This window comes from Streptomyces sp. NPDC048718 (assembly GCF_043198875.1).
GTDB lineage: Bacteria > Actinomycetota > Actinomycetes > Streptomycetales > Streptomycetaceae > Streptomyces.
In genome coordinates this window covers 69,224-85,080 of sequence record NZ_JBICVG010000020.1, presented here as the reverse complement: position 1 = coordinate 85,080, position 15,857 = coordinate 69,224, and the positions used below count along the sequence as shown (strand labels likewise).

Annotated in this window: 9 protein-coding genes; 7 read left to right on the top strand and 2 right to left on the bottom strand. The window is 72.5% G+C overall.

Annotation, left to right across the window (positions count from 1 at the left end):
- Positions 1 to 210: 210 nt before the first annotated feature.
- Positions 211 to 1,389, bottom strand: a complete 1,179-nt coding sequence (locus ACGFRB_RS29900; RefSeq protein WP_363009675.1) for a hypothetical protein — start codon at positions 1,387 to 1,389, stop codon at positions 211 to 213.
- A 610-nt stretch (positions 1,390 to 1,999) separates the two neighbouring features.
- On the opposite strand from ACGFRB_RS29900, the gene ACGFRB_RS29895 reads away from it, so the two are divergent.
- The 5 genes from ACGFRB_RS29895 (at position 2,000) to ACGFRB_RS29875 (ending at position 10,605) form a co-directional block, all read left to right on the top strand.
- Positions 2,000 to 3,409: a diaminobutyrate--2-oxoglutarate transaminase family protein gene (locus ACGFRB_RS29895; RefSeq protein WP_393247539.1), complete on the top strand. Its 1,410-nt coding sequence runs from the start codon at positions 2,000 to 2,002 to the stop codon at positions 3,407 to 3,409.
- 67 nt (positions 3,410 to 3,476) lie between these two features.
- Positions 3,477 to 5,375 carry an IucA/IucC family protein gene (locus ACGFRB_RS29890; RefSeq protein WP_393247487.1) on the top strand — a complete coding sequence of 633 codons (1,899 nt, stop codon included), beginning with the start codon at positions 3,477 to 3,479 and terminating at the stop codon, positions 5,373 to 5,375.
- A 283-nt stretch (positions 5,376 to 5,658) separates the two neighbouring features.
- Positions 5,659 to 6,387, top strand: coding sequence for a GNAT family N-acetyltransferase (locus tag ACGFRB_RS29885; protein ID WP_393247485.1), 729 nt, complete (start codon positions 5,659 to 5,661; stop codon positions 6,385 to 6,387).
- A 269-nt stretch (positions 6,388 to 6,656) separates the two neighbouring features.
- Positions 6,657 to 8,564, top strand: coding sequence for an IucA/IucC family protein (locus tag ACGFRB_RS29880; protein ID WP_393247483.1), 1,908 nt, complete (start codon positions 6,657 to 6,659; stop codon positions 8,562 to 8,564).
- Positions 8,565 to 8,616: 52 nt separating this feature from the next.
- Positions 8,617 to 10,605 carry an ATP-dependent DNA helicase gene (locus ACGFRB_RS29875; protein ID WP_393247481.1) on the top strand — a complete coding sequence of 663 codons (1,989 nt, stop codon included), beginning with the start codon at positions 8,617 to 8,619 and terminating at the stop codon, positions 10,603 to 10,605.
- A gap of 172 nt (positions 10,606 to 10,777) precedes the next feature.
- Here the strand turns inward: ACGFRB_RS29875 and lexA are convergent, their stop codons facing one another.
- Positions 10,778 to 11,569, bottom strand: a complete 792-nt coding sequence (lexA, locus tag ACGFRB_RS29870; protein WP_393247479.1) for a transcriptional repressor LexA — start codon at positions 11,567 to 11,569, stop codon at positions 10,778 to 10,780.
- 642 nt (positions 11,570 to 12,211) lie between these two features.
- On the opposite strand from lexA, the gene nrdR reads away from it, so the two are divergent.
- On the top strand, positions 12,212 to 12,724 hold the full coding sequence (nrdR, locus tag ACGFRB_RS29865) for a transcriptional regulator NrdR (protein ID WP_363009667.1): 513 nt from the start codon (positions 12,212 to 12,214) through the stop codon (positions 12,722 to 12,724).
- Positions 12,725 to 12,901: 177 nt separating this feature from the next.
- Positions 12,902 to 15,802 (top strand): vitamin B12-dependent ribonucleotide reductase, encoded by a 2,901-nt coding sequence (locus ACGFRB_RS29860; RefSeq protein WP_393247477.1) that lies wholly within the window; start codon positions 12,902 to 12,904, stop codon positions 15,800 to 15,802.
- The last annotated feature ends 55 nt before the right edge of the window (positions 15,803 to 15,857 follow it).

The following is a 15,857-nucleotide window of genomic DNA, read 5'->3' as shown; positions in this document are numbered from 1 at the left end:
GCGGACCTGGTCCGCCGGCCCGGTTCCGCCGAAGGCGCCGGTCGCCCCCGCTCAGGGGGACGGCCGGCGCCTTCGGCGTGCTGGTGGACGGACCGGGTCGGACCGGGCCGGAAGCCGGCGGAACCCCCGGCCTGGAGACGCGCCCCGTACACGTGCAACGGCCCGGCCGGGACTCCGGAGAGTCCCCACCGGGCCGTCAGGCCGACCGGGTCAGCGGTTGGCGTACTTCGCGCTCATCTTGTCGTACAGCGTCTTGGCCTCCGGGCCGAGCCGGGGACCGGCCAGCCAGCCCGCCGTCACCGGACCGATGGAGGTGTTCGACACCAGCGCCGGCTTGCCGTCCTGGCCCGTGGCGACCCAGCCGCCACCGGACGAACCACCGGTCATCGAGCAGCCGATCCGGTACATCGTCGGCTGGTCCATCTCGACGGACAGCCGGCCCGGCTTGTCCGCGCACTGGAACATCTTCTGCCCGTCGAAGGGCTTGCCCGCCGGGTAGCCGGTCGCCGTCATGCTCGCGATCTTCGGCACGGCCGGGGCGTTGAACTCCACGGGAAGCGCGGCGCCGACCGTCTCCTCCAGGGACTTGCCCGTGGAGCCCTTCTCCGGCGTCACATGCAGCACCGCGAAGTCGTACGGAGCGCCCTGGCCGCCGGTCTGGCCGCCCCCGGCGATCCACTGGTCGGAGGTCTGCGCCCAGTCGCTCCACCACACGCCGTACGGAGCGATCTCCTCGCGGGTCGCCTGCTCCAGCGCCGAGGTCGGCTTGCCCGCGTCGTTGTACGACGGGACGAAGGCGATGTTGCGGTACCAGCCGCCCTTCTTGCCCGCGTGCACGCAGTGGCCGGCCGTCCAGACCATGTTCGACTTGCCCGGGTGCGCCGGGTCCTTCACCACGGTCGCCGAGCAGACCATCGAGCCCTCGGGGCCGTCGAAGAAGACCTTTCCGGAGGCGGGCGCCGAGCCGTGGTACGGCGCGGGCACGGCCTTCGCCGGCACCACGGCCGGGGTCGGGTCCGTCACGCCCTTGTCACCGGAGATGTCCTCGGGGTCGACCGGCTTGTCCGGGCGCTCGGCGTCGCGCATCCGGTCCGGGTCCCACAGGCCCTCGATGATCGGGTTGACGTAGTCCTTGGCCTCACGCAGCCACTTGTCCCGGTCCCAGTTCTTCCATTCGCCCCCGCGCCACTTGTCCATGTCGATCCCGTGTTCCTTCAGCCGCTGCTTCAGGTCGTCCGGAATCGTGATCTTGCCGTTCGCGGTCGGATCCACGGCGGCGCTGGGCTTGTCACCCCCCGCGTTGTCCTCGGTCGGGCCGCAGGCCGTCGCCGTCAGCGTCAGCGCCGCGACGGCGGATGCCGCGAGCAGCAGCGGACGAATCGATCGCATCTCGTGATCCCCCTGGGAACTACGTCAACTAGTGCGGTGTGAAGAGCGGCGGCGCGAAAGTCGCACCGCGCGAAGTCCCCACTATGCCGGTGCGGGTGGGGACGGCACGAGCCAGGGCCGTGGTTCCGCTCCGTACAGGCTGTTGCGGGGTTGTGATCAGGGCGAGCGGAGGGGCCGTCCGGGGAACCCGCGGAGGCACTGCCGGAGGAACCCGTGGAGGAACTCCGCCGCCGACCGTGATTCGGGGCACTCCTCGTCGTTGGTACGGACGGGGGACACGACGGCGGCCTTCGGGCCGTCATCAGGCCTGCCCCGTACACCGAGTGAGCCGATGGGCACGCCGGGGGAAGGGCGCCGGGCGCGCCGCCTTCGAGGACACGGAGGCGGTACGGCCGGTGCCGCCAGCCCGCCGCGCGGCCGTCCGGAGGCGTCCGTATCCGTCACCGCTGGAGGACACCGAGCCGTGGCCGTCACCGAACCAGCTCCGGCCGTACCGCCGGTCGCGCGGACCCGCGAGGAGTGCCGCGAGACCCGGGGCGAAGACCGCCCCGGGGACCGCACCGACACGAGGAGGGGGGACGGGCACCCGGATTCCGGCGCGACCGGCGGCATGACCGGCGGCGCGGCCGGTACGACCGGTACGACTGGTGTGACCGGCGGCGCCACCGGCCCGGGTGCCCATGAGGGGATCCTGCGCCGCCAGACCCAGCGTGAGTCCGCCGCCCGCACCTACGCCCGTTCGCTGCCGATCGTCCCCGTCCGGGCCCGGGGCCTGACCATCGAGGGCGCCGACGGCCGCCGCTACCTCGACTGCCTGTCGGGCGCGGGCACCCTGGCGCTCGGCCACAACCACCCCGTCGTCCTCGAAGCCATCCGCAAGGTTCTCGACTCGGGCGCGCCCCTGCACGTCCTGGACCTCGCGACCCCGGTCAAGGACGCCTTCACGACGGAGCTGTTCGCCACGCTCCCCGGCGAACTCGCCGCCGACGCCCGGATCCAGTTCTGCGGCCCGGCCGGCACCGACGCCGTCGAAGCCGCCCTCAAGCTCGTCCGTACCGCGACCGGCCGGCACGACGTGCTGTCCTTCACCGGCGCGTACCACGGGATGACCGCGGGCGCCCTCGACGTCTCCGGCGGCGCCACCGGCGTCCGCGCCACCGCCCGGCTGCCCTATCCGCACGACTACCGCTGCCCCTTCGGCATCGGGGGCGAGCGCGGCGCCGAGATCGCCGCCCGCTGGACCGAGAACCTCCTCGACGACCCCAAGAGCGGTGTCCCCGACCCCGCCGGGATGATCCTGGAACCGGTCCAGGGCGAGGGCGGCGTCATCCCCGCCCCCGACGGCTGGCTGCGGCGGATGCGCGCGCTCACCGAAGCCCGCTTGATCCCGCTGATCGCCGACGAGGTCCAGACCGGCGTCGGCCGCACCGGCGCCTTCTGGGGCGTCGAGCACAGCGGGATCGTGCCCGATGTGATGGTCCTGTCCAAGGCCATCGGCGGCTCCCTGCCGCTCGCCGTCGTCGTCTACCGCTCCGCGCTCGACGCCTGGGAGCCCGGCGCCCACGCCGGCACCTTCCGCGGCAACCAGCTCGCCATGGCCGCGGGTGCGGCCACCCTCGCGTACGTACGTCACAACGGGCTCGCCGAGCGGGCCGGTCTCCTCGGCGCCCGGATGCTCGCTCAGCTCCAGGGGCTCGCCGCCGCTCACCCTTGCGTCGGTGACGTCCGAGGCCGCGGTCTGATGATCGGAATCGAACTCGTCGACCCCGAGGGCATGGGCCCCGGCGACCTCGTGCCGCCGCCCGACCCCGGCCTCGCCGACGCCGTACGGCGTACCTGCCTCGACCGGGGCCTCATCGTCGAACTCGGCGGCCGGCACAACGCCGTCGTCCGGCTGCTGCCTCCGCTCACCCTCACCGACGAGCAGGCCGCCGCCGTCCTCGACCGCTTCGCCGACGCGCTGGCAGCGGCCGAACAGGCCCACCGGAACCGGCCCGCCGCCGCGCGGTCACCCCGCTGACACCCCCTGCCGCACCCCAGGACCGACGTTCCCCCACCCGGCCCTTTCCCCTCTCAAGGAAGACCCCGTGAACCCGACCCCCACAGGCGCCGTCACCCCCACACCGTTCGAGACGGCCGACGGCCGCGGCGGGACGGCGACCGCCGATCCGACGGTGCCACGCCAGTTCCAGGCCGGCCACCTGGCCCCGTACGAGCGGACCACCACCACGCTCACCCCCGAGGCACTCATGGCGTACGGCCCGGGTGCCGACCCGCTGGACGACCCGGACCCCGCGCGGGCCGCCGACAGTGCCGCCACCGAGAACCTGCTGCGCTGCTGGGTACGGGAGAACGGCCTGCCCGCACCCGACGGCACCACCCTGCGCGTCCCTCTCACCGCCAGCGGCGCCACCCTGCTCGTCCCGGTCCACCACTGGTCGCCCACCGGCTGGCACCGCTTCGGCACCCCCGTCCTCGACGGACTCCCGGCCGGCGCGCCGGCCGTCGACGCCGTCACCCTCGCCGCCCTGCTCAGCCGGGAGACCGGCCGCCCCGAGGGCACCGAACTCGTCGGCCGGGTCGCCGACTCCGCCCGCCGCACAGCCGAATTCCTCACCACCCGCCGCCGCGACCCGGGCCCCCGCCCCGAGGCCGACCTCTTCCTCACCGCCGAACAGTCCCTGCTGCTCGGCCACCCGCTGCACCCCACCCCGAAGAGCCGCGAGGGCCTGTCCGACTCCGAGGCCCGCCGCTACTCGCCCGAGACACACGGCTCCTTCCCGCTGCACTGGATGGCCGTCGACCCCCGCGTCCTCGCCGCCGACTCCGCCTGGACGGAGCAGGGCCGGCCCGTACCGGCGCCCCGGCTCACCGCCGGCCTCGCCGAGGGACTCGCTCTGCCCGCCGGTACCGCCGCCCTGCCCCTGCACCCCTGGCAGGCCCGCGAGCTGAGGCAGCGCCCCGCCGTGGCCGCCCTGCTCGACGCCGGACTGCTCCACGACCTCGGCCCGTACGGGGAGCACTGGCACCCCACCTCCTCGGTCCGCACCGTGCACCGCCCCGGCGCCCCCGCCATGCTCAAGCTCTCCCTCGGCGTGCGGATCACCAACTCCCGCCGCGAGAACCTGCGCAAGGAACTCCACCGCGGCGTCGAGGTGCACCGGCTGCTGCGTACCGGCCTCGCCGACGAGTGGCAGGCCGCCCATCCCCGCTTCGACATCGTCCGCGACCCGGCCTGGCTCGCGGTCGACACCCCCGACGGCGAACCGGTCCCCGGGCTCGACGTCATGATCCGGCACAACCCCTTCGCCCTCGGCGACGACGCCGTCTGCGTCGCCGCCCTCACCGCCCCGAGGCCCTGGCCCGGCGACCCGCGGATGCGGTCGCGGCTGGAGAACGTGGTGCACGGGCTCGCCGCCCGGACCGGCCGCGGCGTCCCGGCCGTCGCCGCCGAGTGGTTCCTGCGCTACCTCGACCTCGTCATCCGCCCACTGCTCTGGCTCGACGGGCGGGCCGGCATCGCGCTGGAGGCCCACCAGCAGAACACCCTGGTCCTCCTCGATCCGGAGGGCTGGCCGACCGGCGGCCGCTACCGCGACAACCAGGGCTACTACTTCCGGGAGTCCCACCGCGAGGAGCTGACCCGCCGGCTGCCCGGCATCGGCGCCGTCAGCGACACCTTCGTCTCCGACGAGGTCACCGACGAACGGTTCGCCTACTACGTCGGCATCAACAACGTCCTGGGGCTGATCGGCGCGTTCGGCTCCCAGGGCCTCGCCGACGAGCGCGTGCTCCTCGCCGCCCTGCGCCGCTTTCTCGCCGGGGCCACCGGCCTCGGCTCCCCGCTGCCGCACCGGCTTCTCGAAGCGCGGGCGCTGCGCTGCAAGGCCAATCTGCTCACCCGGCTGCACGGCCTCGACGAGCTGGTCGGCCCTGTCGACACCCAGTCCGTCTACGTCACGATCGCCAACCCGCTGCGCGGCTGAACCGGTCGGGCCCCGGGGCCGGCGTCGGAACCGGTCCCGGAGCCGGGGCTTGTCCGCCTGTCCGGCTTGTCCGGTGTCGGCCTGCCGTACGTCGCCTTCGCCGGACGACCCAGGGGCCCGGCCGTACACCCGGAGGTACGCGGTCAGGCCCCGCCCAGCCGGCCCGCCGGGCCGCGTACCGGCCGTGCACCCGGAGGTACGCGGTCAGGCCCCGCCCAGCCGGCCCGCCGGGCCGCGTACCCGCCCTCGTACCCGATCCACCGACCCCCGAGAGGAGGGCCCCGTGCCTCCCCGCGCAGCGCACCCCGGCACCGCGACCCCACCCGGCGCCGGCCCGCGCACCGACCCCGCCGCGGAGCCGTACCCCCCCGGGCAGCGACGGACCGGGTCCGGCGAACCGCCCGGGGCTGCCTCCGATGCCGCGCCGGGCGCCCCGCCCGGCGACCCGCTCGACGGCATCGCGGGCTGGGCGCCGGCCACCACCCCGGCCGGCCGCTTCCGGCTCGTGCCCGTACGCCTCGACCACGACCTGTCACTCCTCACCCGCTGGATGAACGAGCCCGCCGTGGCCGCCTTCTGGGAACTCGCCGGGCCGCCGAGCGTCACCGCCGCCCATCTGCGCGCCCAGCTCGACGGCGACGGACGCAGCGTGCCCTGCCTCGGCGTCCTCGGCGGCACCCCGATGAGCTACTTCGAGATCTACCGCGCCGATCTCGACCCGCTCGCCCGCCACTACCCCGCGTGGCCCCACGACACCGGCGTCCACCTGCTCATCGGAGGGGGCGCCGACCGGGGCCGGGGCCTCGGCACCACGCTGCTGCGGGCCGTCGCCGACCTGGTGCTCGACCACCGGCCCCGCTGCACCCGGGTCCTCGCCGAACCCGACCTGCGCAACACACCGTCCGTCGCCGCGTTCCTCGGCGCCGGATTCCGGTTCGACGCGGAGGTCGACCTGCCCGACAAGAGGGCCGCGCTGATGATCCGCGAGCGCGCCCTGAGCCACCTGCTCTGACCGACACCTTCTCCGAGCGCTGCCGCCTCCGGCCCGCCCCCGACGCCGTTTCCGCCCAGACTCCCCTCCGACCCGACCCGACCCGACCCGACCCGATCAGCATGCGGTCCGATCCGGCCCGCCCCGACTCGCCCCGGCCCCCGGCCGGGGCCGTTCCGGCTTCAGCCACCGGTTCGTCCCACCCCGGCCGCGCCCCGCTCACCGTCCCACCCGTCACCGACCGCTCATCCGACCGCCCACCCACGGCGGCCCCACCCTGAGGAGTCCTCGTGTCGACGTCCCCTGCACCCCACGACTCCGCACCGCCTACCCCGCCTACCCCGCCCACCCCACCGGGCCTGTTCTGTCCCCCCGAGCTGACCCCCGAGCGGTGGAACCGCGTGGCCTCCCGACTGTTCGCGAAGGCCCTCGCGGAGTTCGCCTACGAGGAGATCGTCGTCCCGAGACCCGCCCCGGACACCGGCCCCGCGGCCCCCGTCCCCGCGGCCCCCGGCGGTGCAGGTTCCGGCGGCACGGAACCCGGCGGCGCGCCGAGCGGCGCCGCCCCCGCCCCGTACACCCTCACGCTCGACGACGGCGCCACCCTCGCCTTCACCGCCCGCCGCGGCGCGTACCGAGGCTGGCGCGTCGACCCCGACTCGCTCACCCTCGACGGGCGGCCCGCCACCGACCCCCTCGACTTCCTCGTCCGGGCCCGCCGGCTCCTCGGCCTCGACGGCGCCACCCTCGGCCATCTCATCCGCGAGCTCACCACCACCCTCGCCGCCGACGCCCGGCTCGACCACACCGCCCTGCCCGCCGCCCGCCTCGCCGAGCTCGGGTACGCCGAGCTCGAAGGCCATCAGACGGGCCACCCCTGGATCGTCCTCAACAAGGGCCGCGTCGGCTTCGCCGGCACCGACGCCGCCCGCTGGGCCCCCGAGGCCCGCCGCCCCACACCGCTGCCGTGGATCGCCGTCAGCACCCGTCTCGCCGCCTACCGGGGCGTGCCCGCCCTCGCCACCCCCGGCCGGCTCTACGCCCGCGAACTCGGCCGCGAGGTCCGCGAGCGCTACCGCGCCGCACTGCGCGCCCGCGGCCTCGACCCGGACGCCTACCTCCTGCTGCCGGTCCACCCCTGGCAGTGGGACGAGACCCTGCTGCCGCTGTACGCGCCCGCGATCGCCTCCGGCGCCATCGTCCCGCTCCCCACCGACGGCGACGTGCGGCTGCCGCAGCAGTCCGTCCGTACCTTCCTCAACCTCAGCCGCCCCGACCGGTTCACCGTCAAGCTGCCGCTCTCCGTCCTCAACACGCTGGTCTGGCGCGGCCTTCCGACCGAGCGGACCCTCGCCGCGCCCGCCCTCACCGCCTGGGTCCAGAGCCTGTGCGAAACCGACCCGTTCCTGCGCGACGAGTGCCGGCTGATCCTCCTCGGCGAGGTCGCGTCCGTCACCGTCCGGCATCCGCTGTACGACCGGCTGCCCGAAGTCCCGTACCAGTACAAGGAACTCCTCGGCGCGATCTGGCGCGAACCGCTGCGGCTGCCGCCGGGCGAACGCGCCCGCACCCTCGCCGCGCTGCTGCACACCGATCCGGCGGGCCGGGCCTTCGTCGCCGAACTCGTCGCGCGCTCGGGCCTCGCGCCCCGGGCCTGGCTCCGGCGGCTCTTCGCCGCTCTGCTGCCACCGCTGCTGCACTGTCTCTACCGGTACGGCGCGGTCTTCTCCCCGCACGGCGAGAACGCCATCGTCGTCTACGACGAGCAGGACGTGCCGGTCCGGCTGGCGATCAAGGACTTCGTGGACGACGTGAACGTCAGCGCCGTGCCACTGCCCGAACACGACACGATGCCGGACGACGTCCGCGCCGTGCTGCTCACCGAAGAGCCGGACTTCCTCACCCAGTTCATCCATTCGGGTCTGTTCGTCGGCGTGTTCCGCTATCTGGCCCCGCTGTTCGAGGAACAACTCCACGTCCCCGAGCGCGATTTCTGGGACCTGCTGCGCGCCGAGATCCTGCGCCACCAGGGCCGCTTCCCGGAGCTGAAGGAACGGTTCGAGCTGTTCGATCTGCTCACCCCGCGGATCGACCGGCTCTGTCTCAACCGCAACCGGCTCCATCTCGACGGCTACCGCGACCGCCCCGAGCGGCCTCACGCGGCCGTCCACGGGACCGTGCCGAATCCGCTCGCGTGACCTGGGGAAGGGGGGCCCGGCTGTCGGTGCCGCACCGTAGGCTGGAAGGGCTATGACGAAGCCATCCCTCCCCGATCTCCTCCATGCCGCCGTGTCCGCCGTCGGCGGTGTGGAGCGCCCCGGCCAGGTCACCATGGCCGAGTCCGTGGCCGAGGCCATCGACGACGGTTCGCACCTGCTCGTCCAGGCCGGCACCGGTACCGGCAAGTCCCTCGGCTATCTCGTTCCGGCGCTGGCGCACGGGGACCGGGTGGTGGTCGCCACGGCGACGCTGGCGCTCCAGCGCCAGCTCGTCGAGCGCGACCTGCCGCGCACGGTCGAGGCGCTGCACCCGCAGCTGCGCCGCCGCCCCGAGTTCGCCATGCTCAAGGGCCGGTCGAACTATCTCTGCCTGCACCGGCTCCACGAGGGCGTGCCGCAGGACGAGGAGGACGGCCTCTTCGACCCGTTCGAGGCGGCCGCCCCCACCAGCAAGCTCGGCCAGGACCTGCTGCGGCTGCGCGACTGGTCCGACGAGACCGAGACCGGGGACCGGGACGATCTCACCCCCGGCGTCTCCGACCGGGCCTGGGCCCAGGTGTCGGTCGCCTCGCGCGAGTGCCTGGGCGCGAGCAAGTGCGCGTACGGCCCGGAGTGCTTCGCGGAGGCGGCCCGGGAGCGGGCCAAGCTCGCCGAGGTCGTCGTCACCAACCACGCGCTGCTCGCGATCGACGCGATCGAGGGCGCCCCGGTGCTGCCGCAGCACGAGGTGCTGATCGTCGACGAGGCCCACGAACTGGTCTCCCGGGTGACCGGCGTCGCCACCGGCGAGCTGACCCCGGGGCAGGTCAACCGGGCCGTGCGGCGCGCCGCGAAGCTGGTCGACGAGAAGACCGCCGACCAGCTCCAGACTGCCGCCGAGGGCTTCGAGAAGCTGATGGAGCTGGCCCTGCCGGGCCGCCTGGAGGAGATCCCCGAGGACCTCGGCTTCGCGCTCATGGCACTGCGCGACGCCGCGCGGGCCGTGATCACCGCCCTCGGCGCCACCCGTGACCGCTCGGTCACGGACGAGGACGCGGTGCGCAAGCAGGCCATGGCCTCCGTGGAGACCGTGCACGGGGTGGCCGAGCGGATCACCCAGGGCTCGGAGTACGACGTGGTCTGGTACGAGCGCCACGACCGCTTCGGCGCCTCGCTGCGGGTCGCGCCGCTGAACGTCTCGGGGCTGCTGCGGGACAAGCTGTTCGCGGACCGCTCGGTGGTCCTGACCTCGGCCACCCTCAAGCTGGGCGGCGACTTCAACGGCGTGGGGGCCTCGCTCGGCCTCGCCCCGGAGGGCACGCGGGGCGACGACCTGCCCGTGTGGAAGGGCCTCGATGTCGGCTCGCCGTTCGACTACCCCCGGCAGGGCATCCTCTACGTCGCCAAGCACCTGAACCCGCCCACCCGCGGCGACGACCGGGGCGACATGCTCGATGAGCTGACCGAGCTGATGCAGGCGGCCGGCGGCCGGACCCTCGGCCTGTTCTCCTCGATGCGGGCCGCCCAGCAGGCCGCCGAGGAGCTGCGCACCCGGATTCCGGAGCTGCCGATCCTGCTCCAGGGCGAGGACACCTTGGGCGAGCTGATCAAGACGTTCGCGGCCGACCCGAAGACCTGTCTCTTCGGCACGCTCTCGCTCTGGCAGGGCGTGGACGTGCCCGGTGCGAGCTGCCAGCTGGTCGTCATGGACAAGATCCCCTTCCCGCGTCCGGACGATCCGCTGATGAGCGCCCGGCAGAAGGCGGTCGAGGACGCCGGGGGCAACGGCTTCATGGCGGTGGCCGCCACGCACGCGGCGCTTCTGATGGCGCAGGGCGCCGGCCGGCTGGTCCGGGCGACGGGGGACCGAGGTGTGGTCGCCATCCTCGATCAGCGGCTCGCGACCAAGCGCTACGGCAGCTTCCTGAAGGCCTCGATGCCGGACTTCTGGTACACGACGGACCGCAATCAGGTGCGGAAGTCGCTGGCCGCCATCGACGCGGCGGCCACACGGGCCGCCGAGGCGGGGGCGGACGCGTAGAGACGCGCGATGCCCGTCAGGCCCCGCACCGGTTCTCCGGTGCGGGGCCTGACGGGCATCGGCGGTCGGCTCCAGGGCGCTCCGGGGACCGGTGGGCCCCGGAGCACGCAACAGGACCCCGGAACCGGCGCAGTGGGTCCCGGGGCCCTGGTCCAGGGCGGACGAGGTGGGGTCACACCCGTCGCAGTACGGCGACGACCTTGCCGAGGATGGTGGCCTCGTCGCCGGGGATCGGCTGGTACGCGGCGTTGTGCGGCAGCAGCCAGACATGGCCGTCCTCGCGCTTGAAGCGCTTGACCGTGGCCTCGCCGTCGAGCATGGCGGCCACGATGTCGCCGTTCTCCGCGACGGGCTGGCGGCGGACCGTGACCCAGTCGCCGTCGCAGATGGCGGCCTCGATCATGGAGTCGCCGACGACCTTGAGGACGAACAGCTCGCCGTCGCCGACCAGCTGCCGGGGGAGCGGGAAGACGTCTTCGACGGACTCCTCGGCCAGGATGGGCCCGCCGGCCGCGATCCGGCCGACCAGGGGCACGTAGGACGCGGCGGGCTTGCCCGTGGTGTCCGTCGGCTGTGTGCTCGGCTGGTCGGAGCCGCGGACCTCGTACGCCCGGGGACGGTGCGGGTCGCGGCGGAGGAAGCCCTTGCGCTCCAGGGCCATCAGCTGGTGGGCCACGGAGGAGGTGCTGGAGAGGCCCACGGCCTGGCCGATCTCGCGCATCGACGGCGGATAGCCGCGACGCTGCACCGAGTCGCGGATGACCTCGATCACCCGGCGCTGGCGATCGGTGAGACCCGAACTGTCGGCCCTGATCCCGGGAGGTCGTCCGGGGAGCGAGCGGGCGGGTCGGCCTGGCTCCCCCTCTCCGTTCATGACTGAGTCGTTCATCGCGTGTACCGGTTCGAATCGGCCCTGGGAGCGGTCCTGGGCAGTGATGGTGGCACTGTCAGCGGTGGTGGTCACGTCGGCGGCCCCTCTCGAATGGTCTCCCTGGCTGGCACAACGGTAGTAGCTTTCGAAAGGTTGCGCCAAACACACGTTCGAGTGAAAATTCGCCTTTCGTCTTACGCGTGCCTGCGGGTGGGTGTATGCGCGGATCCGTCGCTGCCACCTCAAAACGGTCATTACGGTAGCCTTCGGCGGCGGGTCGAGAAGGTGGGGCGTGGCGCACGGCGTGGCGCTGTCCAGGGGCCGGTTCAGGGTCGGTTCCGGGGTGATTCCGGGTCGGTTCAGGGTCGGTTCACGGGCCGCGCCGAAGCCGTTTTCACGGCTGCCTGGTGCCGTCGCGGCCTCGCGGCGTCGTCGTCCTGGCGCCTCCCCCGCGCTGTTCCCGCGCCGTCCCGGCTCCCGCGCCGGCGACCCCGGCGTCCGCGCCGCAGGGCCGTTCCCGTACCTTTGACAGGCGGCCGCGCCGGAGACACGCGCAGAGGGCCGAAATCGCGGACCGACCCAAGATCTAGTGGTTGGATTGCATCCGCCACCCACCAGTAGTGGTCCTTGGTCGGCCGAGGGTCGTCGCATCGCCTATGCTGGTGGTCGCTTCGAGGGGCTCTTGACGGGCCCGGCGAAGTTGTTCAGTCGTGCCATGAGGGAGGGTCGGAACCAATGCACTGCCCCTTCTGCAGGCACCCCGACAGCCGTGTCGTCGACAGTCGCACCACCGACGACGGAACGTCGATCCGACGCCGCCGCCAGTGCCCCGACTGCTCCCGTCGTTTCACGACGGTGGAGACGTGCTCGCTCATGGTGGTGAAGCGGTCCGGGGTCACCGAACCCTTCAGCCGCACCAAGGTCATCTCGGGCGTGCGCAAGGCGTGCCAGGGACGTCCCGTCACCGAGGACGCCCTCGCCAAGCTCGGCCAGCGGGTCGAGGAGGCGGTGCGCGCCACCGGCAGTGCCGAACTGACCACCCACGACGTGGGTCTGGCCATTCTCGGCCCGCTGCAGGAGCTCGACCTCGTCGCGTACCTGCGGTTCGCGTCCGTCTACAAGGCGTTCGAGAGCCTCGAAGACTTCGAGGCCGCCGTCGTGGAACTCCGCGAGCGGCCGCCCGCCGGCGGCGGGACCGGAACGACCCCTGGGGCCCCGGTTCCCACCCCCGCTCCCGCCACCGACTGACCGGTGGTGGGACCGGACCGTCATGGTCCGGAGACCGGCCGCCGAGCGGCCGGTGAAAGACATGCCCCGAGCGGCTGTGAGCTGCTCGTGGCTTAGCAGTACAGACAGCAGTACAGAACCAGAGCCCTGGAATTTTCCGGGCGCTTCAGGGTGTTTTGCCCGTATATGGGAGGCGGCATGACAGAGACGGCGAGCGGTCCGGCACGTGGTTCCCGCGCCAAGGGAACCAAGGCCAGCAAGGGCCTGCGTATCGAGCGCATCCACACCACCCCCGGCGTGCATCCGTACGACGAGGTGAGCTGGGAGCCCCGTGACGTCGTCATGACCAACTGGCGCGACGGCTCGATCAACTTCGAGCAGCGTGGCGTCGAGTTCCCCGACTTCTGGTCGGTGAACGCGGTCAACATCGTCACCAGCAAGTACTTCCGCGGGGCCGTCGGCACCCCGCAGCGCGAGACCGGTCTCAAGCAGCTCATCGACCGGATCGTCAAGACGTACCGCAAGGCCGGCGAGGAGTACGCGTACTTCGCCTCTCCCGCCGACGCCGAGATCTTCGAGCACGAGCTGGCCTACGCCCTCCTGCACCAGATCTTCAGCTTCAACAGCCCCGTCTGGTTCAACGTCGGTACCCCGCAGCCCCAGCAGGTCTCCGCCTGCTTCATCCTGGCCGTCGACGACTCCATGGAGTCGATCCTCGACTGGTACAAGGAAGAGGGCATGATCTTCAAGGGCGGCTCCGGCGCCGGCCTGAACCTCTCCCGTATCCGCTCCTCCAAGGAGCTGCTGTCCTCCGGCGGCAACGCCTCCGGTCCGGTCTCCTTCATGCGCGGCGCCGACGCCTCCGCCGGCACCATCAAGTCCGGTGGCGCCACCCGCCGCGCCGCCAAGATGGTCGTGCTCGACGTCGATCACCCCGACATCGAGGACTTCATCCAGACGAAGGTCAGCGAGGAGGAGAAGATCCGCGTCCTGCGCGACGCGGGCTTCGACATGGACCTGGGCGGCGACGACATCACGTCCGTCCAGTACCAGAACGCCAACAACTCGGTCCGCGTGAACGACGAGTTCATGACCGCGGTCGAGAAGGGTGGCAAGTTCGGCCTGCGTGCCCGTATGACCGGCGAGGTCATCGAGGAGGTCGACGCCAAGTCGCTCTTCCGCAAGATCGCCGAGGCCGCGTGGGCCTGTGCCGACCCGGGCATCCAGTACGACGACACGATCAACAACTGGCACACCTGCCCCGAGTCCGGCCGGATCACCGCGTCGAACCCGTGCAGCGAGTACATGCACCTGGACAACACGTCCTGCAACCTCGCCTCGCTGAACCTGATGAAGTTCCTTCAGGACGACGGCAAGGGCGAGCAGAAGTTCGATGCCGAGCGCTTCGCCAAGGTCGTCGAGCTGGTCATCACGGCCATGGACATCTCCATCTGCTTCGCCGACTTCCCGACCCAGAAGATCGGCGAGAACACCCGCGCCTTCCGCCAGCTCGGCATCGGCTACGCCAACCTCGGCGCCCTGCTGATGGCCACCGGCCACGCGTACGACTCCGACGGCGGCCGTGTCCTCGCCGGGTCCATCACCTCCCTGATGACCGGCACCGCCTACCGCCGCTCCGCCGAGCTGGCCGCCGTCGTCGGTACCTACGACGGCTACGCCCGCAACGCCGAGGCGCACCAGCGCGTCATGAAGCAGCACGCCGACGCCAACGCCACCGCCGTCCGCATGGACGCGATGGACACCGCGGTGTGGGCCGCCGCCACCGAGGCCTGGCAGGACGTTCTGCGCCTCGGCGAGAAGAACGGCTTCCGCAACTCCCAGGCCTCCGTGCTCGCCCCGACCGGCACCATCGGTCTCGCGATGTCCTGCGACACCACCGGCGTCGAGCCCGACCTGGCACTGGTCAAGTTCAAGAAGCTCGTCGGCGGCGGCTCGATGCAGATCGTCAACGGCACCGTTCCGCAGGCTCTGCGCCGCCTCGGTTACCACGAGGAGCAGGTCGAGGCGATCGTCGCCCACATCGCCGAGCACGGCAACGTGATCGACGCCCCCGGCCTGAAGACCGAGCACTACGAGGTCTTCGACTGCGCCATGGGCGAGCGCGCCATCTCCCCGATGGGCCACGTCCGCATGATGGCCGCCATCCAGCCCTGGATCTCCGGCGCCATCTCCAAGACGGTCAACATGCCGGAGACGGCGACCGTCGAGGAGGTCGAGGAGATCTACTACGAGGCGTGGAAGCTGGGCGTCAAGGCGCTCGCGATCTACCGCGACAACTGCAAGGTCGGCCAGCCGCTCTCCGCCAAGAAGAAGGAGGACGAGAAGGCCGAGGTCACGGCGAAGGCCGAGGAGACCATCCGCACGGCGGTCGAGAAGGTCGTCGAGTACCGTCCGGTCCGCAAGCGTCTGCCGAAGGGCCGCCCGGGGATCACCACCTCCTTCACCGTCGGTGGCGCCGAGGGCTACATGACCGCCAACTCCTACCCGGACGACGGTCTCGGCGAGGTCTTCCTGAAGATGTCCAAGCAGGGTTCGACCCTCGCCGGCATGATGGACGCCTTCTCCATCGCGGTCTCCGTCGGTCTGCAGTACGGCGTGCCGCTGGAGACGTACGTCTCGAAGTTCACCAACATGCGCTTCGAGCCGGCCGGCATGACGGACGACCCGGACGTGCGGATGGCGCAGTCGATCGTCGACTACATCTTCCGCCGCCTGGCGCTCGACTTCCTGCCGTTCGAGACCCGCTCCGCCCTCGGCATCCACTCCGCCGAGGAGCGTCAGCGCCACCTCGAGACCGGTTCGTACGAGCAGTCCGAGGACGAGCTCGACGTCGAGGGCCTGGCCCAGTCCGCCCCGCGCGCCCAGGAGCCGGCGATCGTCGCCGTCCCGAAGGCCGCCGCCCCGGCCGCCCCGGTCGCGCCCGCCCCGAAGCAGGCGCACACCAGCGCCGAGCTGGTGGAGATGCAGCTGGGCATCCAGGCAGATGCCCCGCTCTGCTTCTCCTGCGGTACGAAGATGCAGCGCGCCGGCTCCTGCTACATCTGCGAGGGCTGCGGCTCGACCAGCGGCTGCAGCTGATGACGGCCGGATCGGGCGCCCGCTGCCACGGGCACTGATCCGCACCCGCGCCTGA